The 21,000-nt window shown below is 64.0% G+C and carries 32 protein-coding genes; 19 read left to right on the plus strand and 13 right to left on the minus strand.

Features of this window, described 5'->3' with window-relative positions:
* Positions 1 to 7: 7 nt before the first annotated feature.
* From IB275_RS31005 to IB275_RS31055, 11 genes are all read right to left on the minus strand, one after another.
* Positions 8 to 469, minus strand: a complete 462-nt coding sequence (locus IB275_RS31005; RefSeq protein ID WP_192319225.1) for a hypothetical protein — start codon at positions 467 to 469, stop codon at positions 8 to 10.
* Positions 469 to 819: a hypothetical protein gene (locus IB275_RS31010; RefSeq protein ID WP_192319222.1), complete on the minus strand. Its 351-nt coding sequence runs from the start codon at positions 817 to 819 to the stop codon at positions 469 to 471. The genes IB275_RS31005 and IB275_RS31010 overlap by 1 nt, the downstream gene beginning before the upstream one ends.
* Positions 820 to 838: 19 nt before the next feature.
* Positions 839 to 1,180 carry a hypothetical protein gene (locus IB275_RS31015; RefSeq protein WP_192319219.1) on the minus strand — a complete coding sequence of 114 codons (342 nt, stop codon included), beginning with the start codon at positions 1,178 to 1,180 and terminating at the stop codon, positions 839 to 841.
* A gap of 11 nt (positions 1,181 to 1,191) precedes the next feature.
* Positions 1,192 to 1,818, minus strand: coding sequence for an AAA family ATPase (locus tag IB275_RS31020; protein ID WP_192319216.1), 627 nt, complete (start codon positions 1,816 to 1,818; stop codon positions 1,192 to 1,194).
* A 71-nt stretch (positions 1,819 to 1,889) separates the two neighbouring features.
* Entirely contained in the window at positions 1,890 to 4,043 is a 2,154-nt protein-coding gene (locus IB275_RS31025) for a DNA polymerase (RefSeq protein WP_192319212.1), read from the minus strand.
* A gap of 57 nt (positions 4,044 to 4,100) precedes the next feature.
* Positions 4,101 to 4,664: an ssDNA-binding protein gene (locus IB275_RS31030; protein ID WP_192319209.1), complete on the minus strand. Its 564-nt coding sequence runs from the start codon at positions 4,662 to 4,664 to the stop codon at positions 4,101 to 4,103.
* A 52-nt stretch (positions 4,665 to 4,716) separates the two neighbouring features.
* The gene (locus IB275_RS31035; protein ID WP_192319206.1) at positions 4,717 to 5,943 is read right to left on the minus strand and encodes a DUF2800 domain-containing protein; all 1,227 of its coding nucleotides are present in this window, start codon (positions 5,941 to 5,943) and stop codon (positions 4,717 to 4,719) included.
* A complete protein-coding gene (locus IB275_RS31040) occupies positions 5,940 to 6,383 on the minus strand; it encodes a hypothetical protein (protein ID WP_192319203.1) in 444 nt (147 codons plus the stop codon). Before IB275_RS31040 ends, IB275_RS31035 begins: the two co-directional genes overlap by 4 nt.
* Positions 6,384 to 6,441: 58 nt before the next feature.
* Positions 6,442 to 7,773 (minus strand): DEAD/DEAH box helicase, encoded by a 1,332-nt coding sequence (locus IB275_RS31045; protein WP_192319200.1) that lies wholly within the window; start codon positions 7,771 to 7,773, stop codon positions 6,442 to 6,444.
* The gene (locus IB275_RS31050; RefSeq protein ID WP_192319197.1) at positions 7,773 to 8,120 is read right to left on the minus strand and encodes a hypothetical protein; all 348 of its coding nucleotides are present in this window, start codon (positions 8,118 to 8,120) and stop codon (positions 7,773 to 7,775) included. Before IB275_RS31050 ends, IB275_RS31045 begins: the two co-directional genes overlap by 1 nt.
* A gap of 26 nt (positions 8,121 to 8,146) precedes the next feature.
* Complete coding sequence (locus IB275_RS31055; RefSeq protein ID WP_192319194.1) at positions 8,147 to 8,422, minus strand: carph-isopro domain-containing protein; 276 nt, start codon at positions 8,420 to 8,422, stop codon at positions 8,147 to 8,149.
* 521 nt (positions 8,423 to 8,943) lie between these two features.
* On the opposite strand from IB275_RS31055, the gene IB275_RS31060 reads away from it, so the two are divergent.
* From IB275_RS31060 to IB275_RS31150, 19 genes are all read left to right on the plus strand, one after another.
* Positions 8,944 to 10,089 (plus strand): tyrosine-type recombinase/integrase, encoded by a 1,146-nt coding sequence (locus tag IB275_RS31060; RefSeq protein ID WP_192319191.1) that lies wholly within the window; start codon positions 8,944 to 8,946, stop codon positions 10,087 to 10,089.
* A 69-nt stretch (positions 10,090 to 10,158) separates the two neighbouring features.
* Entirely contained in the window at positions 10,159 to 10,626 is a 468-nt protein-coding gene (locus IB275_RS31065) for an antirestriction protein (RefSeq protein ID WP_192319187.1), read from the plus strand.
* Between the two features lie 10 nt (positions 10,627 to 10,636).
* Positions 10,637 to 11,059 (plus strand): transcriptional regulator, encoded by a 423-nt coding sequence (locus IB275_RS31070; RefSeq protein ID WP_192319184.1) that lies wholly within the window; start codon positions 10,637 to 10,639, stop codon positions 11,057 to 11,059.
* The gene (locus tag IB275_RS31075) at positions 11,031 to 11,375 is read left to right on the plus strand and encodes a hypothetical protein (protein WP_192319181.1); all 345 of its coding nucleotides are present in this window, start codon (positions 11,031 to 11,033) and stop codon (positions 11,373 to 11,375) included. Before IB275_RS31070 ends, IB275_RS31075 begins: the two co-directional genes overlap by 29 nt.
* Positions 11,365 to 11,568 carry a hypothetical protein gene (locus IB275_RS31080; protein WP_192319178.1) on the plus strand — a complete coding sequence of 68 codons (204 nt, stop codon included), beginning with the start codon at positions 11,365 to 11,367 and terminating at the stop codon, positions 11,566 to 11,568. Before IB275_RS31075 ends, IB275_RS31080 begins: the two co-directional genes overlap by 11 nt.
* Positions 11,555 to 11,776 (plus strand): hypothetical protein, encoded by a 222-nt coding sequence (locus IB275_RS31085; RefSeq protein ID WP_192319175.1) that lies wholly within the window; start codon positions 11,555 to 11,557, stop codon positions 11,774 to 11,776. Before IB275_RS31080 ends, IB275_RS31085 begins: the two co-directional genes overlap by 14 nt.
* A gap of 4 nt (positions 11,777 to 11,780) precedes the next feature.
* On the plus strand, positions 11,781 to 12,089 hold the full coding sequence (locus tag IB275_RS31090) for a hypothetical protein (protein WP_192319172.1): 309 nt from the start codon (positions 11,781 to 11,783) through the stop codon (positions 12,087 to 12,089).
* Positions 12,082 to 12,468: a hypothetical protein gene (locus IB275_RS31095; protein ID WP_192319168.1), complete on the plus strand. Its 387-nt coding sequence runs from the start codon at positions 12,082 to 12,084 to the stop codon at positions 12,466 to 12,468. The genes IB275_RS31090 and IB275_RS31095 overlap by 8 nt, the downstream gene beginning before the upstream one ends.
* Positions 12,465 to 12,704, plus strand: a complete 240-nt coding sequence (locus IB275_RS31100) for a hypothetical protein (protein WP_192319165.1) — start codon at positions 12,465 to 12,467, stop codon at positions 12,702 to 12,704. The genes IB275_RS31095 and IB275_RS31100 overlap by 4 nt, the downstream gene beginning before the upstream one ends.
* 66 nt (positions 12,705 to 12,770) lie before the next feature.
* A complete protein-coding gene (locus tag IB275_RS31105; protein ID WP_192319162.1) occupies positions 12,771 to 13,184 on the plus strand; it encodes a hypothetical protein in 414 nt (137 codons plus the stop codon).
* Positions 13,181 to 13,615 (plus strand): hypothetical protein, encoded by a 435-nt coding sequence (locus IB275_RS31110; protein ID WP_192319159.1) that lies wholly within the window; start codon positions 13,181 to 13,183, stop codon positions 13,613 to 13,615. Before IB275_RS31105 ends, IB275_RS31110 begins: the two co-directional genes overlap by 4 nt.
* Positions 13,608 to 13,856, plus strand: a complete 249-nt coding sequence (locus tag IB275_RS31115) for a hypothetical protein (RefSeq protein ID WP_192319156.1) — start codon at positions 13,608 to 13,610, stop codon at positions 13,854 to 13,856. The genes IB275_RS31110 and IB275_RS31115 overlap by 8 nt, the downstream gene beginning before the upstream one ends.
* Entirely contained in the window at positions 13,849 to 14,118 is a 270-nt protein-coding gene (locus IB275_RS31120; RefSeq protein ID WP_192319153.1) for a hypothetical protein, read from the plus strand. Before IB275_RS31115 ends, IB275_RS31120 begins: the two co-directional genes overlap by 8 nt.
* Positions 14,105 to 14,419: a hypothetical protein gene (locus IB275_RS31125; protein ID WP_192319150.1), complete on the plus strand. Its 315-nt coding sequence runs from the start codon at positions 14,105 to 14,107 to the stop codon at positions 14,417 to 14,419. Before IB275_RS31120 ends, IB275_RS31125 begins: the two co-directional genes overlap by 14 nt.
* 22 nt (positions 14,420 to 14,441) lie before the next feature.
* The gene (locus IB275_RS31130) at positions 14,442 to 14,852 is read left to right on the plus strand and encodes a hypothetical protein (RefSeq protein WP_192319147.1); all 411 of its coding nucleotides are present in this window, start codon (positions 14,442 to 14,444) and stop codon (positions 14,850 to 14,852) included.
* Entirely contained in the window at positions 14,849 to 14,992 is a 144-nt protein-coding gene (locus tag IB275_RS31135; protein WP_192319144.1) for a hypothetical protein, read from the plus strand. Before IB275_RS31130 ends, IB275_RS31135 begins: the two co-directional genes overlap by 4 nt.
* Positions 14,993 to 15,219: 227 nt before the next feature.
* On the plus strand, positions 15,220 to 15,426 hold the full coding sequence (locus tag IB275_RS31140) for an excisionase family DNA-binding protein (RefSeq protein WP_192319141.1): 207 nt from the start codon (positions 15,220 to 15,222) through the stop codon (positions 15,424 to 15,426).
* Positions 15,427 to 15,428: 2 nt separating this feature from the next.
* Positions 15,429 to 17,837, plus strand: a complete 2,409-nt coding sequence (locus IB275_RS31145; protein ID WP_192319139.1) for a primase-helicase family protein — start codon at positions 15,429 to 15,431, stop codon at positions 17,835 to 17,837.
* A 415-nt stretch (positions 17,838 to 18,252) separates the two neighbouring features.
* Positions 18,253 to 18,708 (plus strand): RusA family crossover junction endodeoxyribonuclease, encoded by a 456-nt coding sequence (locus IB275_RS31150; RefSeq protein WP_494514455.1) that lies wholly within the window; start codon positions 18,253 to 18,255, stop codon positions 18,706 to 18,708.
* Between the two features lie 248 nt (positions 18,709 to 18,956).
* On the opposite strand, the gene IB275_RS31155 is transcribed toward IB275_RS31150, so the two are convergent.
* Both IB275_RS31155 and IB275_RS31160 read right to left on the minus strand, forming a co-directional pair.
* A complete protein-coding gene (locus tag IB275_RS31155; protein ID WP_192319134.1) occupies positions 18,957 to 19,940 on the minus strand; it encodes a DUF7192 family protein in 984 nt (327 codons plus the stop codon).
* A complete protein-coding gene (locus tag IB275_RS31160) occupies positions 19,937 to 20,992 on the minus strand; it encodes an AAA family ATPase (RefSeq protein WP_192319132.1) in 1,056 nt (351 codons plus the stop codon). The genes IB275_RS31155 and IB275_RS31160 overlap by 4 nt, the downstream gene beginning before the upstream one ends.
* Positions 20,993 to 21,000: the final 8 nt, after the last annotated feature.

The raw sequence follows: 21,000 nt of genomic DNA on the forward strand, positions 1-21,000 counted from the left end.
TGCGGGATCAGTCGGCCACTCGGAGAATGTCGAAGGCCACGCGCTCCGATGGGCTGAATGCCTGGTAGATATCCCAGGCCTTGGTGAAGGTGTTGGTCCCCTTGTGCGCTTCCAGGAACCAGCCCTGCTGGGCGCCATTCAGACCTTGCCACCACTCGACCGCCTGTTCGTAGTCAGGCCGCATCGAATCCTGCAGGCGCTCGGCCGCTGTCGGCTCCCCTTCCTCGCGCTGTGCGTCGAACAGCTCGAAAAGACGATCCATGGTCATGGGCACGGGCGGCAGGTTGCTGGTCAGCTTGTAGCTGTAGTGGCTGTCCCGGTTGATCGATCCGCGCCCGTTGGCCGAGATAGACAGGTTCCCCAGGATATCCTGCAGGACGCCGCCGATCAGGGGCTGGTCCGCCTTGGCGAAATCCAGGTCGATGGTCAGGGTGGCCTTGATGCGGTCCGGCAGATCAGGACCGCTCATCAGTAGCCACCCTGCAGGCGGTTCAGCTCGTCCAGCTGCTGCTGCTGTCGCAGGCGGTACTGCTGTTCCTGGGCTTCGCGGACCTGCTGCTGCTGGTACTGCTGCCATTCCCAGTCCGCTTGCTGCTGCGCGTTGTACTGGTTCGCGGTGCCGGTTAGCGTGGAGCCCAGGGCAGCCTGCTGTTCGGGGGTCATGTTGCAGCCGGCCAGTGCCAGGATCGCGCCCAGGATCAGCACGCCACGGGCCGCTGGCTTCATGATGCCCTTGAGGCAGGTGTGGCACCCGTCCCCGCTGGGCTGGTTGTTCGTTTCGGTGCCGCAGTAGCTGCAGCGAGTTTTCGGGTAAGACATTGCTGGGTGCCTCTCGGGGTTAAACCAGACCGTCAGAGCCGCGACGGCGGGCCTGGGCTTTATCGTAGGCCGCACGGCTGGCCTGCTTTTGTTCTGCGTCAAGGTCGCGCGCATCGCGCTCCAGGACGTTGACGCGGTAGTACTCCCACATGCGCCAGAAATACTGGTTCGCTTTCAGCCCCTGGTCCAGCGCCTCCCGGACGAACGCGGTTTTCTGCTCTACCGTCATGTCCACGGACAGGCGGTCAGAGCCTTGGCGGGTCTTGTGATCGAGGGCGGACGGCATGGGAGCCGCCGCGCCGCCTGGGCGGTCGTTGATTCCGGGAAGCTTTTTCACTGGGCCTTGGGGTTTGCTTGCCATGGTGGGCTCTCCTACTTGGCGAGTTCTTCGAATAGTTGTTCCGCTTGGGCGCGGAGCGTGGGGAATGGTGTTTCCTGGATAGCCAGGCCCTTGTCGTTCGAACGGCTGTAGCCCAGCTGATACGGTAAGCCGCCGGCCACCTTGAAGCCCTCGGCCTCGATGGTCTGGCGGGCCGCAGTCAGATCGGACTGGCTGCCGTACTGCAGGACGGCGAACACGATGCGACGCTTGTCGATGCCTCGGTGTACCAGGTCCATCGCCAGGCGGACCTGGGGCTGCAGGTCCAGGATTGACGGACGCGTGGGGATCACCACCAGGGTGGACGCCTCGGCCATGCGCAGGGTTTCTTCGCTGGCATGCGGTGCGCCATCCATGACAACGTGGGTGTAGCCCTCAGCCAGCGGCCCCAGCTCGTTCAGGCGCGCGACCTTCTCGACGCGGAACAGCGGCGGGCTGTCGGGGTAGTTCATTTTGCGCAGCTCGTTAAGTAGCGCGGTTGAGTACTGTGGGCGGTCCATGTCGCAGAGCAGCACGCGGGAGCGCGGGCGTTGCGCCAGGGCGTAGGCTAAGCCGTAGGCCATGGTCGTTTTGCCGCCGCCGCCCTTCTGGCCTGCCACCAGGATGATTTTCTGAGCCATTGCGTTGTCCTTGCTGGGTTGGTTGTCCCAGCAGAGTACCACAGTCTTGCAGTACTTCAAGACTGCAAGACTTACGCGGCTTTCTTGTAGCGCTTCGCGTGGAACCCGTCCACGGCCAGCGGCATATCCTCGGCCCACTGCCGGCGATGGCTCATCAGCTCGCCGAAAGCCTCATCGCTCGCGGCTTCCGGGGCCTCGGCCAGGTTTTCATCGTGGACCGACAGCACGGACGGGAAACCTGCAGCCTCGCATTCCAGCATCGCGTCCCCCAGGTGGTCGAAGGCGTCGGCCTGGGTGACGTTCTCGGCCCACAGTCCGCCGTACCCGCCCTGGCGGTCCCAGCGCTTCGTCACCGGGTGGATGCCCATGTAGACGACGCGCTGCACCGGCTTGCCCCAGGAAGTCTGGCTGTGCTCGATGCGGGCGCGCGGGTAGTACAGCAGGCGACCGGACGGCAGGCGGCACAGCAGGTATGGGATGCCGTGGACCTTGCCCCACTGGTAGCTGATTTCCCGGTAGGTCTGAATGGAGCCAGGCTTGCGGATCGCGGCGATGGCGCAGGAGTCCAGCTGGTCCCACAGCTCCTTGATCGCCGGGTGACGCTCCCGCCAGGCCAGCTTCACCATTTCGGCCACCATCCAGGTGTCCCGGCCTATGCCGTCGCGGAAGCCGAACAGCTCCCAGTTGCTCTCTGCCTTGGTGACGATATCCCGCGACACGCTGCTCATCACAACGTCCGCGTAGACGGCCAGCTTGATGGCGTACTTCTTCGCCATCTTGACCAGGGCCTTGGCCCCTCCCCCGAACCCCAGGGCCAGCTCGGCGACCTTGCCCAGCTGCCGCAGGTGCTTGTCGATCTGTTCCACCGTCTTGCCCAGGATGCGGGCTGCAGCCAGCTTGTAGAGGTCTGGCCCGGTGCCGGCGTCGAACGCGGCGAAGGCGTCCAGCTTCCACTGCTCGCCCGCGATCCGGGCAATGACGCGGCCCTCGATGTTGGCGTAGTCACGCACGAACAGGCGTTTCCCAGGGGCGGCGACGATGAAGCCCCGGATGGCGTCCGCCAGGACCGGCAGGACCGCGCCGAATGCCAGTTCCAGCAGGTCGTGCTTTTGCTCGGGCGTGCGCTCGGTGTTGCGCAGAATGCGGATCACCAGGGCGACCGTCTGTTCGTCCAGCTCGGGGCGCGGCAGGTTGTGCAGCTGGGCGCCCTGGGCGGTCCACCGGCCGGTGCCGGCGCCGCAGAACAACAGCATGCCGTGCATCCGCCCCTGGGCGTCGGTGCGCCGCAGGAACTGGGGAATCTTGGCCAGGCTGGACTTGGCGCTGTCGGCGCGCAGCTGCAGCACGTCGCGGATCACGCCCTGCACGTCGTCATCGTCCAGCAGGCGCTCCAGGTTCTCCTTGTCCAGGGACTCGACCTGCAGGCCCTCGGCGCGCAGCCAGGCCACCAGGCGCTCTCTTTGTGTCACGGCTGTTACAGCAAAGTCCGTCAGCTGGGCCAGCTGCAGGTTGGCGCGGCGCAGCGCGACCTGGACGACGGCGTGGGTCCGCTGCACCAGGAGCGTGTCGATCTGCACGCCGCGAATGTGGTTCATGCGGAAATCCATTTCCCACAGCTCACGGACGCGGGCGGTCAGCGGGCGCAGGAACCCCTCGGCCCAGCGTTCTACTTCCACGTCCTTCATGCAGTAGGCGCCCAGGCGTTCGCGGCGCCCTGGGTCATCCCACCAGTCGCGGCGCTTGGTCCCGTCGCCCATGTAACGGGGCTTGGCCATCTGCAGCATCAGCCGCCGGCCTGCCATGTCCTTGGCCATGGCGCCCGTGCGCGCCGTCTTCTGCTGCAGCGCCTGGGCCAGCACGTCCAGGGATCGAGGCAGGCCCATCACCACGGCGCGGGCCTGGGTGCAGTCCAGCTGGCGATAGTCCAGCTCGGGCAGCTTCGGCCAGTCGCGGCGCAGTACCTTGTTCCAGATATGCCATTCGAACTGGACCGAGAAGCCGGCCACGGTGCCGCCGTTGCGGATGTGATCGACGATCCGCTGCGGGATAGGTTCGGGTTCCTCGCCCCACAGCGCGCGGTTCCACCAGATGGCCACCGGCTCGTCGTTGAAGGCGTAGGCGAAACACCAGGCGTCTGTCGTGTCGTCGGCGGCGTAGATGGCCGAGCCGACTTTCGTCACGTCCAGGAGCGACCGGGTTTCGAAGTCGAGGTGTAGGCGATCCATAGGAAAGGCGCCGGCCCTGGCCTGATGCGGGATACCCCACCAGGGCCGGCGTACAACTCAGTCCAGCAGGTCGTCGGTATCGGCGACTTCCAGCTCGTCGAAGTCGTCTTCGGCGCGGCTGCCGCCAGCCAGGTGGTCGCCGTCGCGGACCTTCTGAATGTTGTTCAGGCCGAACGACACACCCTTGCCGCCCTGCTCGTCTACCCAGGTGTAGGCCTGGACACTGCAGCGGATGAAGCAACCAGCGTACATGTCGCCTTCGTCCAGGATCGGGGCTTTCTTCTGGTCCACGATGCCGGGCTTGTTGATGGCGGACAGGCGGATGAACACGTCTTCTTCATCCAGGCCGGTGGGCACCTTCTCCAGGTCGTCGGTGGTGAGGAACGGGCGTTTCAGTTTCTTGGGCAGCTCGTCGCCCCACTTCTCATGCGCCACGTCTTCGACGGCCTTTTTCAGGGCCTTGAAGCCTGCAGTTTTCTGCGCGGCCGGCTTGAAAATGAGCGTGAGGGTGTATTTCGGGCGCCCGTCCTTGGTCTTTTGCTTCGGGTTCGGGCGGAAGACGTTGAGGAACGACGCTACAGCTTCGGGGGTAATGAGGATTTCGCTACGCACTTCGGCCATGGTGGGCCTCCTGGTTCACTGTTTCGCTGGGTTCTGTGAGTCTTTCAGTACTTCAAGACTCTGGTAGTTCGTCAAAATCCGCGCCTGGCCCGCAGGCCACGGCTGGACGCTTGTCTGCCTCGGGGGCCAGGGTGGTGCCGCTGCTCTCCTTCTTCACCAGCTCGGCCAGGCCTTCGCGCTGGTCCTTGGGCAGGAGCTTTTCCACCTGGGCGGGCGACAACAGGGAGCGTTTAAACAGCTCGTCACGGGCCACGCCCGCCCCTTCCGCGAACGCCACCACGCGGGATTCGTCCACGTTCCAGCGCCGATCCGCGCGCTTGGCTACCAGCTTCCAGCCATCGAACGGCTCGCCGGCTTCCAGGACGCGGTGGGCGTACTCCTGGCAGGCGTTGACCCAGCCGGTGATCGAGGGCGCTGCAGCCAGGACAGCGGACAGCTCGGCGTGCGAGAGCAGCCGGGGGTCCATCACGGACGGACGGATAGAGCCGTTCTCTTCGACCAGGGCGCCCTGCTGCATCACCCATCGTTCATGCGCGGGACAGCGCGGCAGGCCCTTGCAGAACTTCTCTTTGCAGTGCGGGCCGGCGCACAGCTGGGGGTGCGGTTCGTGGGCGCGGCGGGCGATTTTCAGCAGGTCGCCGATCCATTCCAGAATGTCGAAGTTCGTCACGTCCACGGAGCGGAACGGGCCGTCCTGGTGCGGGGCTCGCGGCTGGGCGATCACCAGGGTGGCGCCCTTGACCCGGAATCCGCGCTTGCGCAGCGCGATCACGGCGCCGACGCCGTAGTACATGACCTGGCGGTTGGGCTTGCCGTCATGGGTGCGCACTTCCACCGGCACGCCCTGGCCATACTTGAGGTCGGCCAGCAGCAGGTGGCCGGTGCGCGGCCGGTAGCGCACGAAGTCGGCGGACCCGAACATTTCTTCGGCTTCCGGCCCCAACTCTTCCAGGTCGAAGCGGGTTTCGATCAGCACCACGTCGTCGGGCTCGGTCTGCGAGTGGCAGAAGTCCACGTATGCGGTGACGTGCTCCACCATTTCGTGCTCGATGGTGAATTCTTCGAACCCTTCCAGCGTCTCCCCCAGGAAATCGACAGGATCGAGATTGCCCAGCAGGCACAGCTCAGCCAGGCGGTGGGCGCAGGAGCCTTCGCGGGCGTGCCGGCCCGCCGTGTTGGGCATCCCACGCGACATGGCCAGCGATCCTGGGCAAATCTCGATCAGCGCAATGACCGAGCCGCCCAGGGCGCTGTGCGCTTCCGGGGCGGCTGCGCTCACAGCTCGGCTTCCAGCTCAGCCAGGCGCTTGCCGAACGCCACCAGCTGTCCGTCCGCCAGCTCGCCGAACTTCGGCGCGTCGAACTCGTCCAGGAGGGACTTGGCTTCCAGGGTGCCGGCCTGGTCGGCGTATTCCACGAAGCGGTCGCGGACGGCCTTGCGCAGCTTGGCATAGTCCACCTCGTCCTCTTCTTCCTCTTCCTCGGGCTCTGCCTTTGGCTTGGCCTTGGCGGCTGCAGCCTTGGGCTTGCCCGCGCTACCGTTGGCCTTCTTCGGCGCCGGCTCAGGATCAGCCGAACCCGCCCCGGTGCGGGCGACGGGCTCGGTGGTGGCTACGGGGCCGCTCAGCACGTCCTTGAAGGCGACGGCGGCGAAGGCAGCGAGGGTGCCACGGACAGACTCGGGGGTGTCGTCCTTGTGGATGCTGATATGAATTTCCATCGATCACTCCAGTCTTGAAGTCTTGCAGTAGTGCAAGAGTTACAGAGTTAGCGATGGATCAGAGTAGCAGCGATTCCAGGGCGTCTAGTTTGCGGGCTTGGACGCGCATAACGATCTCGTCCACTGAGCCGGCCAAACTGACAAACCGGGCTAAACAGGGACGACTCTGGCCTATTCGATACACCCGATCAACGGCCTGTTTATTTTTCGAGGGAACCCAGGACGACTCTGCCAGGAGCACGTCCGATGCCGCCGTGAGGGTATACCCGACCCCTGCCGCGTCCAGCTGGCCGACGAAAACGCGACACTTTGGGTCGCTCTGGAACTGGTCCACGGCCCGCTGGCGGGCGGTCGGACTGACGCCGCCGTGGACTACTACAGTCTTGAAGTCTTGGAGTCTTTCAGCGAGGCCATCCAGTAGCTCCCGGTGATGGCCGAAAATGACGACCTTTTCCAGGCCGGCTCCCAGCTCCTGGCGCACCAGGTCGGCGACGGGCGCGATCTTGTGGACGGCTACGAGTCGCCGCAGGGTTGCCAGTTCGATTCGCTCCAGCGCGGACTTGAGCCGGTCGTAAGCGTTGGGGGCATCGAGGTCGAGGTTTTCCAGTACCAGCCGCAGGCCGTCGAAGTCCGGGTGTTTTTCGTAGGCCAGCACGTCGCCGAGGGAGTCGGACTCCAGCGTGACGTGGGCGAAGCGCAAGGGAGGTAAGCCATGGAGAACGTCCGCCTTCTTCATCCGCAGGATCACCGGGCTGAACCGCTCCCGGAACTCCTGTGCGTTGTTGGAGCCCAGCACCTGGATACCGTGGCGGGTGGGGCGATAGCGCAGATACTGCTTTAGGAAGTCCTGGTGGTGCGTCACGTCCGGCCAGCGGCCCTTCGCCTTGAGCAGGTCCGGCGCCACGATGCGCAACCAGGCGTGCAGCTCGCCGACGTGGTTCGGTGCCGGCGTGCCGGACAAGGCCAGCACGCGCTCGGCGCTGTGGGCGAGGCCCCGGCGCCCCAGGATCGCGGCGCCCCGCAGGCTGTCCAGGTTGTTGGCCATCTGCGATTCGTCGCAGATCAGGGCGGGCCAGCGCCTGGCTTTCAGCTGTTCGAAGATGGCGGGGTAGGGCAACAGGTCGTAGTTCACGATCACGATTGGCGCGGCGCCGATCCTGTCGCGCGTGCCGGTGACTACCTGGATCGGCGGGTGCGCTGGCCAGAACGTGTCGAACTCGCGCTGCCAGTTGATCCGCAGGCCTGCAGGCGTGACGACCAGGGCGCCGCCCAGCGCCTGGTCCCGGACGTAGCGGACCGCTATCGGTGTCTTGCCCAGGCCCATGTCCAGGGCCAGGATCGCGGCGCGCAGCGGCTCGGCCCAGTCCAGGGCCGTCCGCTGGTGGGCCATCAGTGCTGGGGTTTGTCGCCGGTCGATGGTCGCAGGCTCTCCAGGATGGCATCGCGTGCCGCGTCGGGGTCGTTGGCGTTGCGGATTGCGTCCATGGCCGAGGCGTACTCGCCCAGGGCGCCGCGCAGGCTATCGCGCAGCCCGCCCAGGGCGTCCCGGTCCTCCTGTTCGAAGTCGTCCCAAAGAGCCTCTATGGTGCTGAGGACCAGCGCTGCAGCAGCCGGATCGCCCCGGTGTAGACGCTTCCCGATGGACTGGACCAGCCACGCCTTGAGCAGCGCGCCCTTGACTCCGAGCTGTGAGTCTTTCAGTTCTTCAAGACTCACACCGTTTATCTGAATCTCCATCTGTCGGATTCCTTTGAAATAGCACGTCAGTCCAGGATCGAGTCCAGTTCAGGCTCGGACGCGGACGGTTTATTACCGGTGTAATTGTCGCTTTCAGTAGTCATTGTGTGCAGTCGAAGGGGGTTCCCCGTTTCGTTGCCCAGTTCGACCAGTTCGGCCAGCCAATGCTGCGGGATTGATTCACGCTCGCGCCACTTGTCAATGCTACGAAGGGCGATTTTTAGCCCATTTCGCTGCAATTGTTGGTGTAGCGACGCCCTTCCACCGAAATGCGCGATGATCTTTTCGACGTTGAATTTCACTGCAGTCCCCTTGCTTTTGTTATCAGGCTGCGCAATTCTCAGCAATCAGAACTGTCCTACAGACTGTCGTAACTGGGCAAGTGTAGCAGCTCTAACATACAAAAAGACTATTGAATGGCGGACGCCCACGACGGATACTGTGGGCGTCCAGATACACACCGACCCAGGGAAAAGTCGATGGCCACTCTAGCCAAGCAGCACTCACTCCGTGAGGACGTGATGGTTGCGGAAATGTCGCGGGCTCTAGGGCTCAAGTCTCCGCAACTCAAGAATCACCACAACACACGAACCGCTGTAACTTCTGGTCTAGTTATCGTCATATCAGTCCGACTATCCGGGATGGGAAATCCGATTCCTTTCCTGTTCTGCTCTAAGACTCTTTCCCGCCTTGAGGCTGTCATGACAGCCGAACGTGAAGCCCGAAAGCTGAACTACACGCCACACGTTTTGCTTTGGGTAGGTGACTCTCTGGACGACATACCCGACTCCTACAAAGAGCGCGCATTGCGTCCGACACTCCAATGAAAAAGAAGCGCACACGTCGCCATGACGGCCTCCCTTGGCTGTCCAAGAACAGCGGCGGTTACTGGGAAATCCGACACTCAAAAGGCGACGGCACAACACTGCGGAAGTCCACCAGGACAACTGACCGTGCGATTGCCGAACAGAAGCTGCATGAGTACGCGGTGGGCCTATCGTCCGCCACGCCCGGAGCCCGCAAGACCAAGCTTTCCACGGTCGGCGACGTGCTCGATCTGTACCATCGCCTATACGTCGATAAGATCGTTAAGGACAAGACTCGCAGAGCCACGGCACTGGCCTGGTTGAAAGCGAATCTTGGAGACTTGCCAGCGCATGGAAGTCTCACCCCGGACGTGCAGACGGACTATCTCGATGCCAGGCGAAAGGGAGAGGCAAAGCCCTATCCGGGGTATAGCCGTAAGTCTCCCGCACCTGCCTCTGATGGCTCTTTGAAGTACGAACTTGGAGCCTTGGTATCAGCCTATGAATTCGCTGCCAGAGAGGGCTTTTACAGCCACACTCTGCCGAGAATTTACCCGCCCGAACCGCCACCTTCGCCAGACCTTTGGCTGAACGAAGGGGAGGCCCGCTGGCTCCTGAAATACGTGCAGCAGGAAGACCCTGAGTCTCGCCGGATGACACGCCTATGGCGCTATGTGTGGCTGCTCCTGGGCACAGCCGGGCGTAAGTCCGACGTGCTCGGCCTGACCTGGGCGCGAGTGGATAGGGAGACGTGGCGCATTGACTTCCGCACCACGGCCAACACCTCGGTGAAGCGGCGGGCGTCCGTGCCTGCGCCGGACTGGTTGATCCCCATGCTCAAGCGCGCTTGGGATGAGCAGATCGGCTCGCCCTGGGTGCTCGACCACGACCGCGACCTGCAGAGCCAGTTCGCCATCCTGTGCCGGGAGGCCTACGCCGCCACCGGCAACCCGAAATTCCGCGACATGACCCCCAAGACCCTGCGACACACCGCTGCCACCCTGATGGCGCGCAGCGGCACGCCGCTATGGCAGGTGGCGGGCGTCCTGGGCAACACCGCCGCCGTCGTGGAAAAGGTCTACGCCCACCACTGCCCGGAGCATCTGACCGGCGCCGTGAACTCTTGGAGTCCTGGAGACTTGCAAGTGTCCGACCTCCTATAACCCAGCAAGGTGCCAATGATGAGCTTCGACCCAACCCGGAACACGGACCTGTACCAGGTCCACACGCCTATGGACTCAGACGACATGCTGCAGGCGATCCACACCGCCTACGGCCTGGACTGCACACGCCTGGAAGCGGCGGTGTACGGCTACGCCGCGCACTCTCTGACCAGCACGTCGCAGTCCACGAACGGCCTCTGGTCCTTTGTCAGCAGCCCGGATCGCAGCGTGGGCTTTTGGTATCCGATGAGCGCCCAGGCCTTCAACGTCCTGGTGACAAGCAACGGCTACAAGCGCAACGGCATGTGCGCCGCCGACTTCGGCGCCGCCGTCACCCTGACCGCCTTGAACCACCTGGCCTGGTTTACCAATGACCGCCTGCAGGAGCGCGTCGAGCGCGGCGAGGAACCGGACCCCGAGGAACTGACCGAGCCCGGCCGGCTCTCCGACCAATACCACCGTTTGCGCGCCTGGGTGCTGGAGCTGGCCGAGGCTGGCCACCTGAGCCCCGACGATATCGCCGGCTTCATTGACTGAGGGCACCACCATGACCATGCAAAGCATCCTGCAACGCAAGCGCACCCTGGAAGCAACCATTGCCGAGAGCCAGCGGCTCCTGGAGGAACTGGAACAGAGCCCCGAACTCAAGCGCGAAATCGCTTTCGAGACGGAGGCGCGCAAGTTGCTCCGGACCTACGCCAAGAGCGTGGAAGACCTGGTGGCGATCCTGGCCCCTGAGTTGAAGCTGGTAGGCGGTAAGAAGCCAAAATCGGCGCCGTCCGTAAAAAGTGCGGACCGCGGACAACTTTGGTCGAATTATGCCTACACTAACCCCCACACCGGGGAGCGTGTCGTGGTGCGTTCCCTCAATGCGAACCCAGTAGTTAAGTGGGTCAGGGAGTACGGCAAAGAAACCGTACTGGGCTGGAGGGTCAAGGTAGATGATTCAGCAGGCGCACCAACAACGTGAGATAGAGGGCTTCCTGCACTGGTGGGAGAGCGAGGACAGCCAGGAGGTGCGCGAGGGTGGCGTTAGCCAGCGCCACGCCATGCTGATCTGGCAGGCGCAAGAGCAGCAGAAGGTTTTCCGCCTTCAAGGCGAGCCCGGCGTTCTGACGGACCAGGATCGGGAGATTTACCGCCTGCGCCTGCGCCGCGATGCCTACCGTGGCGCGCTGCAGCTGGCCAAGGTTGAGCTGCGGCAGCTGGTCAACGGCAACGGCAGCCCGCACGGCGCCGAGCTGGCTGTCGAGGTAATCAACGAGGTGCTTGACGATGGCCTGTAAGGGCCGGCGCTTCATCGTGGAAGTGCCGGACCTGGCCGGAGTCACCGGGGCGCAGTGGCTGGAGTACCTGCGAGACGCCATTGGCGGCTGGCGGGGTGGCTTCACTCCCGAAGACCCGCTGTTTGACCTGAAACGCGAGGACGTAGCGGTTCGCCGTTGCTCCTGCGGGAGGGCGCGGGATGCTGCGGACTGAGGAATACGTCACAAAGGAATGCTTCGACCGCAAGGCCGACGAGTGCGAGCAGTTCGCGGAACACTACCTGGCGGAATTGAAGATCAACTACAACCTGCGGCGGCAACGGGTCGAAGCGCACGAACTGATGCGCGACCTGATGGCCGACTGCACGAATGAGCGGACCGTGGCCAGGGCAGCGATTTACCTGGCACGGACGCCGGAATAGGGCCGTGAAACCCATTAACAACCGCTTCGACTTCCAGGACGAACTGGAAGATATCCAGCGCGCGCATGGCCGCACCCGCTGGGTCCACCGCTTCCACCTGGCGGGCTCCATCCTGATGGCCGCGTGTGTCTACGCGGACACCAAGATCATTTCACTGGCCATGGCTGTGTCTTTCCTTGGCTCCATCCTGGCGGGTATCTACAACCTGCAGCTGCTCAGCGGCCTGGCGGATCGCACCACGCACGCCACCACGTCGTTCATGGCCAGCCGCGTGCATGCCGGCGAGTCGGAGCAGGAGGCGCGCAATGGGTGATTTCGACAGCATGTCACCGGACGTGCGGGCCGCTGCTGAAAAGCTGAAGCGCGAAAATCCCGAGGCCTACGCCGCCGCCATCGAGGCCGGCAAGAACCTGACGGCAATCATCAAGAGCCTGCCCGAGGCCAAGGCGGCAGTCGTCGCGGCGGTGCTGGAAACGCTGAGCAACGGCAACACCAAGCTGCGCCTGGAGGTGGCCCGTCTGCAGGCGCGGCTCGCCCTGGTCGAAGAAACCGCCGTCCTGGATGCCCTGCGGTTCGGGCTCATGAATTCGGTGGGTGTGACCATGCACCTGGAGAACGGCCAGCACGTCGTCGCGGCGCCCGGCCACCTGGGCGTGGTGGTGGACCACGTATTCAAGCAAATGCAGTCTTGAAGAACTCACAGACTGAAAGAGTATTGCTGGTATCCGCGCACTGGGTCGGCGCGGGTCTGGTGCTGCGCAAGACGGACGGCGCCTGGCGAGTGATCGAGGCGGCGCCGATCCTCTGGAAGTGGGCCATGGGCCTGACGGCCCCGGAACTCAAGGCGCAACTGATCCAGCGCCGCCTGAAATGGGAGTGGGCGCCATGCTCTGCGAGCCTGAGCACTACGTTACCGCCGTCGTCTTGATCTGCTTTCTGTTCGTGCCGGTGCTGATGACCCGGCTGATGCGCTGGCTGGACGGGGAGGTCCGCCATGACTACGACCGAATCGAACCTACTTATGAGCCCGAAGATGATCGCGTTCCTGCAGCTGGTGGCCCGATCACCAAGTGGGACGGTCCACGTCCGGGGTGGCCGGATGCGACAGGGGGAATACAAAACAGCCCTGAGCCAGGTTCGCCGGGGGTTCGGCCACTTGGACAGGTTCGGCAACTTCTCGATCACCCACGCTGGGCGCCAGTACCTGGCCCAGCTGCGCGGGAGCGTGGAGATTGACCCGGACACGGTAGGCGCTGTGATCGAGGCGCTGCTGGCTCCGCACGCGATACCTGACGGCCGACGCTTCGACCTGGCCGGCATTCTGCGAGAGGCAAGGGACCGGGCGCTGACGCCCCAGGCCCTACTGGAGACTGACGATGGACGAGACGGACCAGGAGACGCCCTGTGAAACGAGAGCCAACTGGGAAGGCGAGTGCATCGCCTGCGGCGAAAGCCCAACCGTCGCCCTCTACCGCGACGGCCAGCTCGTCCTGGAAACCGACCTCTGCGGGCCGTGCTGCTGGGGAGAAGCCGACACAGCCGGGGGCAACTTCTGAAATCCAGAAGGCAGCCCACGACCTGACCCAGGCGCCGCTGGCCCTGATCGGCCAGATACTGGAGAAACACCAGCGCGGCCTGCTGGTGGAACTGCACGCGGCGATTCGCTCCTACAGAGCGGAGCTGGACGCGGCGAACGGCATTACCCGATCCCAGCGCGCCGTGCTGGCCGAAGCGCGGTATCTCCTGGACCAGAGCCGCAAGCTCCTGGCCGAGTACCTGAACGCCGATCACCCCCACATGACCGACCTGGAGCGGTTCCTGCGAGGCGACCATGGCTAAGGGCGGACGTTCGGAAGTCGGGGACCGTGGCCAGAACAAAGAGGCCACCAAACTCATACGGTGGGCGCGGGAGCAGGGCTGGCATGTGATCTACACCGGAGCCATGCACCTGCGCTTCACCAAACCAGGCTATGCGCCTATCACCGCGTCGGGCACACCGCGATCCGGCTCCTACAAGGGGACCAAGAGCAAGATGGCCCACGCTAAACCGATTGAAGAGAGCACCCAGCAAAATGCCTAACACTATCCCGGACGAGCCATCCCTGGGCCTACTGGTGAGTATCGCCTGCAGACTTGACCACGGCCTGCTGGTCCCTGGGCACTACGACCGCGTAGCGGACCAGTTCGCCGGCATCCCGCACCCGACCCACCTACAGGTCTTCGAAGCCAGGCTGGCTGACGCTCGCCGCGCCTACGAGGAAATCGCCGGCCACGGCTTTTACCGCTTCGACCGCGAGGACGAGTATGTCGCCCTCCTGGAGGCAGCCCGTGCCGGAGCGTGACGTTTACATCGAGCGGGCGCTGAACAACCCGGAGAACCGCTTTATCCGCTGGAAACAGCTGGACGACGGCACGTATGTCGCCCTGACGGACCTGATGTTCACCCGCGCGCTGTGCATCGGCGTGGACGCGATGAGCCCCTACGAGCGGCGATTCTGTTTCTCCGACAAGGCCAAGGCCGACGAGGCTTTCGAGCAGATCACGGCGCCGGACTTCGAACCGGACGGCTGGACCGCCAGGCGCCCCGTGCAGCCGGAAGACTACGAGCCGGGCGGCATCTACGGCTACCCACCTAAAGACTGAAAGACTCCAGGACTGCAAGACCATGACCAATGACCAGCTGAAAACCTATGAGCTGCTGATGGAGCAGTACACCAACGTGCGCCAGATGATTACCGACGCGGACGTGGACCCGACTGTGCTGCACCGTAATTTGCTGTTGCTGGCTGGCATGGGGCCGGGCTTCGCGTCCGGCGCCAAGGTTGAGATTGAGCGCTTGGAGCAGGAAGTAAGCCGCGCCCGTCGAGAGGCGAGCGACGAGGTTCGGAAGGCCCAGGGCGCGGCCAGTGCTGAGGCCGGCATGCTGGTCCACCTGACCGTCATGTTGCAGGAGGCTATGCCGCTGGTGCGCCAGGCTGAGGTGCGCCTGGGCCAGCGTGATGTGGCCGAAGACGACCATCTGCGCGTGGCTCTGCGCAATCTGGCCCTGTCCATGCACCGGGCTTTGCACGCGTGACGTACAAGGCGTTGCTGGCCGTCCTGGGCGCCGGGCTCTGTTCCCTGGGCATCCTGTGCCTGCTGGCTGGCCAGCCGCGCCTGGCTCCTGCGGCGGTAGGCATGGGGCTGGGGGCCTTACTCTGCGCAATCATCGAGTGACCGCGAGCCAGGGAGGGCGCCGTCATGTATACCGACCTGCACCACCAGATACTCCTGCAGCTGCTGCGCGCTCGCCGAGTGATCCGGCAGCTGACGGACGAGAACGCCGACCTGCGCCGCCGTCTTTCAGTCTTTGAGAACTTCAAGACTGACATAATTACGCAAAGTGGCGGACCTGGACCAATACTGACGACTCCCCCCGCACCAGTTGAACCGGAGTCGATCCAATGTCCCGCGCCCTCACCATCCGCGAATTCGCCAAAGACCTGAGCGTCTGCTACGAAACCGTCCGCCGCATGATCGCGCGGGGCGAGCTGCCCTGCCTGCAGGTGGGCAACTCTATCCGCATCGACCCCGAGGTAGCCAAGGCGCACTTGGCCGAGGCCGCGCGCAAACGCCAGGAGAACCGCGAACGCGACCGCCTGGTGGGCTGACCATGCGCCGCTACCAGATCGCGGTCTGTGAGAGCCGCGAGAACCCCAATCTCACCCACAAGAACGTCTCCTGGCAGACCCTCGCCGAGAAGATGGCCACGCCCAAGCGGACGGCCGAGAGCATCGAGGCCTATCTGTCGATGACCAAGGACGAGCAGCTGGCCATCAAGGACGTGGGCGGGCTGGTCGCCGGCCACTTCAAGGGCTTCCTGCGGCGCAAGGCGAACATGGTCGCGCGCTCGCTCCTGACCCTGGACATTGACGAGCCAGGCTGTGAGCTGGACCAGCTGCTGCGCACGCTGCGCGGCGAGCTGTTCGGCCTGGCCTACCTGATCCACTCAACGCACAAGCACACGCCCGAGGCGCCGCGCGTCCGCGTGGTGATCCCGACCAAGCGCAACATGTCGTTGATCGAGCACGAAGCGGTCGCCCGGCGCCTGGCGTACCAGCTGGACCCGAGCATGCACATGGTGGACCTGTGCAGCTTCGAAGGGCCGCGACTGATGTTCTGGCCGTCCGCGTCGAAAGACGGCGCCTGGCTATTCCTGGAAGGGCAGGGCGACGAGCTGGACGTGGACCGCATCCTGGACAGCTACGCTGATCCGCGCGATCCGGCGCAGTGGCCACGCCGGCAGAACGAGGACGCGCACGTTCCGGCCGCGACCCGCGAAGACCCACGGACCAAGCGCGGGGTGATCGGCGCTTTCTGCCGGGTGTATGACATTGAGCGGGCCATGGCTGAGCTGATCCCCGGCGTTTACGAGGCCGAGCAGACCGAGGGCCGCTATCACCTGGTGGGCGGGACCACTGCCGGCGGCGCGCGCATCTACTGCACGGCGGACGGCTGGCCGGCGTTCCTGCACTCCGAGCATGACCATGACCCAGCGCGCGGCCAACACAATGCCTGGGACTTGATCCGAATTCACCAGGGCCTGGACGAGGCGGGGATGATGGCCTGGGCCGGCGAGCTGCCCGAGGTCAAGGCCGAGCTGGACCGCCAGGTAGACGAGGAATTCGACGAGGTGGCCGAAGGCGAGGGGCCGGAGGATGGCCAGCCCGGACGCTTCGCCTGGCTCGCGCCTTGGGTGTACGTCAGTTGCGAAGCGAAGTTCTTCAACACCGACACGCGCGACGAGCTGCTGACGCGGGAGGGCTTCGATGGCTCCTTTGCCCGCAACGCCTGCAAGGTGGCCGGGCGCAACAAGCGGGGCGTGGCCGAGCTGTCCGCGTCCGAGATTGCGCTGCACCAGCGGCCGGTGGACGTGGTGAGCGGGGTTCGCTACCAGCCCGGTGCCGGCGCGATGTTCCGCCAGGACGGGAAGACCTGGGCCAATTCCTACCTGGACGGTGGACCGGCAGCCCAGTACGTCGAAGACAGCCAGGCCGTCCAGGGCATCCACGCGCTGCTGGCCAATCTGTTCACCGAGGAACGCGACCGGGAGCTGCTGCTGGACTACATGGCCCACATCATCCGCAAGCCAGGCGAGCGCCTGCAGTACGCGATGCTGGTCCGTGGCGCCGAGGGCGACGGCAAGACGCTATTCGCGTCGATGCTCGCCGGCATGATGGGCGTGCGCAACTTCACCACGGTGAACAACGATCAGCTGAAAGAGAAGTACAACGGCTATGTCGAGGGCAAGCTGCTGGTGGCGGTCGAGGAAGTGAAACAGCACGGCATGGACGCCGAGGACGTGCTGAACCGCCTAAAGCCGATCATCACAAACGAGCTGATCGGCGTGCGCGCCATGCGCCAGGACGTGCGGACCGTGCGCAACTTCGCGGCGCTGTACATGACGACCAATTTCGGTGACGCGTTACCACTGGCCCTGTCGGACAGCCGAATCTGCGTGCTGAGTACCCGATTCCAGACCAAGGCCGAGGTGGACGCCTGGCGGGACGCCTACAAGGCCGAGCACGGCCGGGACTTCTACGGGCATCTGTGGCGCAGTGTGGTGAAGTCGGACCAGGCGCTGGCCGAGCTGCGCGGCTACCTGGAGCGCCGGCCCTTCTCGCAGTGGTACGACGACGAGCGCCGGGCACCCGAGACGCTGGCCAAGCTGGACATGATCGGCGCCGGCCGGTCCGAGGCGGACACGTTCCTGGACGACTGCCTGGCTGATGAGGCGCTGCCGACCGTGACGCGTGAGTTCCTGGTGTGGGGCGACCTGGCGGACTACGCGAGCCGCAAGGGCGAACCGCTCGCGCAGAACTTGCGAGGCCGAGCCATCGCCAAGTTCATGATGCGCCGGGGGTTCGTCCGGGCTGTCCGTGTTGCCTGGGGGCAGAACCAGACGCGGGTCTGGATCGCTTCGCCGGAGTGGTTCAAACGCGACGGAGTGTCGCTCAAGTCAGAGTGTGAAGAACTGGTACGGAAGGCGCTGCGTAAAGCCGAGCGGATGCGCAGTGATTAACTGTGCGACAGCCTGGCGTAATAAGTGCGCCAGGTTGTCGTGGCAAGACACTTTAAAGTGTCCAGCGGCATAAGTGGAAGGTGGAAAGTGCCGACGCTCTAGAACAGTATTCTCCAGTGTTTACCAGACACTTAGACACTTAAATACGATATTCACCACACACATACACACATAACGCACGACGCACGCACATACACACACAAGAACGCGACACAAGTGTCATCCGGTTTTGCGTCTGGTGAATACTCTGAAATATGCGTGCTAGAGCGCCGCAAGGCACTCCGTGGAAGTGGCCAGGGGAGGACGGCAAGTGACAGGTAGGACAGCGCCGCGGCTTATCGATCTGCTCGGCAGTGAGGTGTCTAGGACGGGCCTTTCCGGTGACTGGTACAGGGTCGATATCCCCGGCAATCCCGTGGCAAAGGGGCGTCCGAAAGCATCTGTCAGGTGCGGACGCGTGCAGATGCGCACGCCGGAGCCGACACAACGCGGCGAGGCCTGGGTTCGGCATTGCTGGATGCAGGAGCACGGGCAGACGCTGCTCGCGGGCGCCCTGCAGGTGCGGATCACGATGCGCGTCACCATCCCGGCCAGCTGGTCCAAGAGCAAGCAGCACGCGGCGATTGCCGGGCTGATTCAGCCTATCGGCAAGCCGGACCTGGACAACGCGGCCAAGTTGATCCTGGACGCGCTCAACGGGATAGCGTGGTTTGACGATGCGCAAGTGGTCCGGCTGGACGTGTCGAAGTGGTACGCGGTGCCGGGCGTGGGTGCCGGCGTGATGCTGTCGGTGCGGGAGTACAAGGCCGAGGCCGCTGCGGGGGCGCGCGGCTCGGCGGGCAGGATGGGGGCCGCCCAAGGGCCAGTGTAGCGGGCAAAAGAAAACCCGCAGGGCCGTGAGGCTGCGGGTTTCCTGTCGGTGGCACCCAGCAAGGTTTTTCCACTCGACGGCGCCAGTCTAGCGGGGCGCTCCAGCTGCCGCCAGTAGCAGCAGGATGAGGCAGGCGCACCAGGGCGCTGCCAGCCAGCACCGTTCCGCGATTCGCCGGACTTTCGCCCGGCGAACCTCGATCAACGGTAAGGCCTCAAATTTGCTCATAGCGCGATGATCCTCCGAACCTATGCCAGGGTAGCGGCCTGGTCCTGAAACGCTTTCCTGAGCGAAATCAGGGCCGTCTCCGAGTCGTTCCACTCGATGCGGTCGGGTAGCAGGTGGGGCAAATAGACTTTGCCAGGTTCGCGCAGTTCGGTCGGGGTCACGGTTGCGTTGCCGTAGTTCACGCCGACTCCGCGCATTTTCTCGACCTGCTCGACAACTGCGAAGCGGCAGCGGCGCAGCATGGCGGGGTGTGCAAGGGCAAACGCCATGCGGTCTAGATCGAGGTTTTCGCCCAGGGCTTTGAGCACCACGCGAGTGCGGAACAGGCGTTCGCGGTTCAGGTGGTAGAGCCAGCGCGGCGGGTCTTCGGGATCGCGCTGGCTTTCCTTCCAGCGCTTGTTTTCCTCGCGCCACAGATGCTGCGTTACGTCGTCTTGCAGTACTTCGACGGACTGCCCGCCTTCCTCCAGCTCGTCCACCAGAGCCAGCAGGCCGAGTCCGTAGTTCAGGACCTGTTCACTGGTGCAAAGATGCGAAAAACTGCCAGGCAGTACCAGATGCACCAGCGGTGCCGGGGCGTGGTCCACGGACGGGCAGTGCATGTATTCAGGATCGCCGGCCAGGTAGGCGCCGACGCAAGGGAAGGCGCCCGCCACGTCCATGGACCATGTGGGCACTTCCTCGCGGTGATGCCGGCGCAGCGTGTCCAGGTGGTCGAGGCCGCGCTGGACCTGCTCCGCGCCTTCGGACCAGCCGTTGCGCATGAGGTCGATTGCCTGGCCCAGGGTGTGCGTGCCGGGCCAGGGGTTTTCTACGTCGCGGGCGTAGATATTCAGGCTCGCGTCTTCCCAGGCGTCGCAGCGCAGACCCAGGCGCTCGCGGCGCTCGACCATGCTGCAGAACTCTTCCCAGGACAGAACCTGGTCGCACTCCCAGGCCAGCGGCTTGGGTGCCGGCTTCGGCTTTGCCGGCTGCGGTACGTCGCCGAACAGATCGCCGGTCATGCTTCGGCCTCAAGCTTGGACCATGTAGCGTCGTCCAGGCCGCGACGGATTAAGGCGTTGACGATGAAAGCCCCGTCCAGGCCTGCCGCCATCAGCTTTGCGCCATGCATCGAGGCGCGCGGAGTGATGAGGTGGCGCAGGCCCAGGCGTTGCGCGGCTGCACGGTAGCGCTGCACGACAGTCGCCCAGTCTTCGCCTTTAGGGTGGAAGCGGGCCGACAGCGCGCGCTCTAGGTCCGCGTCGTATTCAATCCAGACCTGTACAAAGCGGTCCAGGGTGGCGTCGTCGATGCGGTTGCGGCCTGAGTACTGAGCAGTCGCACCAGCGCCCCAGGTGTTAGCGGCTGCTATGGCGATGAAATCGGGATGCTTGGGGACCATCTTGTCAGGGAAGGGGAATTGATCGTTTGCCAGTGCTTGGTTGAATACCAAAAGAGCATTAGCAGAACTGCCGTCTACTTCATCCCACAGGAAAACTCCGCCATGTTCAAAGGCTTCACGAAAAGGCGTTCTAACTACATTGCCCTCGGCGTTTATAAAGCCTGTTAGTTTGTACTCTTGTTGTACTGCGCCGGTTGAATAGAACGGGAGGCTAAGTGCATCGGCGCAAGTTTGTGCCAGATGGGTTTTACCGGCACCAGCTGGACCCGCTAACCATAAATTCACGCCAGCAGTAACGCACTTTAATACGTCGCCGGTTTGCTTGTGCATTAGGCCGGTAACTTCGCCTATTGAATTACTGCCATCAGACAGTATCAGTGTAACTTCGCGCGGAGCGTTTGAATGCTCGCGGATTAGTTCGACTACGCGTTCCTCGTCCAGGGCAACGGGTAAAGCCTGGAAAGCGACTGTAATAGCCTTTGCGATTGTCTCGGCCAGTAGCTCCTGAGTCATGCGCAGGCCTTCGGGGTCTGGCTTGTTGCGCTTGGCGGGAGCCTTGCCGCAGAGCTGGGCGAGCTTCTGCGGATCATTGTAGGCATTGGCAAGCTCTTGCAGCTTCATGCCTTCGATGGTCTGGCTTGCTATGCCGGAGGTGCGCAGGTACTTGCGCACCAGGTTCC

The sequence above is a fragment of the Pseudomonas sp. PDM21 genome (genome assembly GCF_014852505.2).
In the GTDB taxonomy this organism is placed as follows: Bacteria; Pseudomonadota; Gammaproteobacteria; order Pseudomonadales; family Pseudomonadaceae; genus Pseudomonas.

Bases quoted from the DNA above. Each gene is read 5' to 3' on its own strand.
- IB275_RS31050 (WP_192319197.1), bottom strand. From the start codon at position 8,120: ATGGAGATTCAGATAAACGGTGTGAGTCTTGAAGAACTGAAAGACTCA.
- IB275_RS31130 (WP_192319147.1), top strand. From the start codon at position 14,442: ATGACCAATGACCAGCTGAAAACCTATGAGCTGCTGATGGAGCAGTAC.
- IB275_RS31030 (WP_192319209.1), bottom strand. From the start codon at position 4,664: ATGGCCGAAGTGCGTAGCGAAATCCTCATTACCCCCGAAGCTGTAGCG.
- IB275_RS31005 (WP_192319225.1), bottom strand. From the start codon at position 469: ATGAGCGGTCCTGATCTGCCGGACCGCATCAAGGCCACCCTGACCATC.
- IB275_RS31065 (WP_192319187.1), top strand. From the start codon at position 10,159: ATGGACTCAGACGACATGCTGCAGGCGATCCACACCGCCTACGGCCTG.
- IB275_RS31085 (WP_192319175.1), top strand. From the start codon at position 11,555: ATGCTGCGGACTGAGGAATACGTCACAAAGGAATGCTTCGACCGCAAG.
- IB275_RS31010 (WP_192319222.1), bottom strand. From the start codon at position 819: ATGTCTTACCCGAAAACTCGCTGCAGCTACTGCGGCACCGAAACGAAC.
- IB275_RS31020 (WP_192319216.1), bottom strand. From the start codon at position 1,818: ATGGCTCAGAAAATCATCCTGGTGGCAGGCCAGAAGGGCGGCGGCGGC.
- IB275_RS31080 (WP_192319178.1), top strand. From the start codon at position 11,365: ATGGCCTGTAAGGGCCGGCGCTTCATCGTGGAAGTGCCGGACCTGGCC.
- IB275_RS31105 (WP_192319162.1), top strand. From the start codon at position 12,771: ATGACTACGACCGAATCGAACCTACTTATGAGCCCGAAGATGATCGCG.
- IB275_RS31120 (WP_192319153.1), top strand. From the start codon at position 13,849: ATGCCTAACACTATCCCGGACGAGCCATCCCTGGGCCTACTGGTGAGT.
- IB275_RS31070 (WP_192319184.1), top strand. From the start codon at position 10,637: ATGACCATGCAAAGCATCCTGCAACGCAAGCGCACCCTGGAAGCAACC.
- IB275_RS31060 (WP_192319191.1), top strand. From the start codon at position 8,944: ATGAAAAAGAAGCGCACACGTCGCCATGACGGCCTCCCTTGGCTGTCC.
- IB275_RS31075 (WP_192319181.1), top strand. From the start codon at position 11,031: ATGATTCAGCAGGCGCACCAACAACGTGAGATAGAGGGCTTCCTGCAC.
- IB275_RS31025 (WP_192319212.1), bottom strand. From the start codon at position 4,043: ATGGATCGCCTACACCTCGACTTCGAAACCCGGTCGCTCCTGGACGTG.
- IB275_RS31095 (WP_192319168.1), top strand. From the start codon at position 12,082: ATGGGTGATTTCGACAGCATGTCACCGGACGTGCGGGCCGCTGCTGAA.
- IB275_RS31015 (WP_192319219.1), bottom strand. From the start codon at position 1,180: ATGGCAAGCAAACCCCAAGGCCCAGTGAAAAAGCTTCCCGGAATCAAC.
- IB275_RS31140 (WP_192319141.1), top strand. From the start codon at position 15,220: ATGTCCCGCGCCCTCACCATCCGCGAATTCGCCAAAGACCTGAGCGTC.
- IB275_RS31040 (WP_192319203.1), bottom strand. From the start codon at position 6,383: ATGGAAATTCATATCAGCATCCACAAGGACGACACCCCCGAGTCTGTC.
- IB275_RS31155 (WP_192319134.1), bottom strand. From the start codon at position 19,940: ATGACCGGCGATCTGTTCGGCGACGTACCGCAGCCGGCAAAGCCGAAG.
- IB275_RS31145 (WP_192319139.1), top strand. From the start codon at position 15,429: ATGCGCCGCTACCAGATCGCGGTCTGTGAGAGCCGCGAGAACCCCAAT.
- IB275_RS31115 (WP_192319156.1), top strand. From the start codon at position 13,608: ATGGCTAAGGGCGGACGTTCGGAAGTCGGGGACCGTGGCCAGAACAAA.
- IB275_RS31045 (WP_192319200.1), bottom strand. From the start codon at position 7,773: ATGGCCCACCAGCGGACGGCCCTGGACTGGGCCGAGCCGCTGCGCGCC.